This is a genomic window from Protofrankia sp. CiP1_Cm_nod2 (genome assembly GCF_920664355.1).
GTDB lineage: Bacteria > Actinomycetota > Actinomycetes > Frankiales > Frankiaceae > Protofrankia.
Genome location: NZ_CAKKTL010000281.1, coordinates 4,015 through 4,541 on the forward strand (window position 1 = coordinate 4,015; position 527 = coordinate 4,541).

Genomic DNA, 527 nt, shown 5'->3' on the forward strand with positions numbered 1-527 from the left:
ATGCCGGCCATCAGGCGCCGCGGGCGGCGTCCGCGGCCAGTCGCGGAGAGCATGATCTCGACGATTTTGTCGTTGTGTACGCTTTTCGGCTCCAGCGGCGTACACAACGACAAAATCGCGGCGATCTTTTCTGCTTCCGCCGGGCGCGGGGCACTCGGAGAGCGTCACGGGGGTCCGGATCACGGGGGTCCGGAGAGGACGCAGAGCAGGTTCAGGGGATGACAGCGTCGGGACGGCGTCGGCTGGCCGGATGCCGGTGTCATCGGCGCGGGGGTCGTTTCCGGCGGTAGCGCGGCCAGGCCTGGAACTCCCGCGCTGCCCGCACCGGAGGCGATCGCTGGCGCGGGCGTTGTCGCGGGGGTGGTGGCTGCGGGGATGGCGCCGGCCGTTCGTGTGCCCGCGGCGTCCTGCGTCCCGGTGCTGCGTGTCCCGGCGTCCTGGGACTGGGACTGGGACTGGGACATAGCGTTCTGGGGCATGGCGTCCTGGGAAGCGGAGCCGCCGCAGTGCGCCGGTGGGGCGCCCAT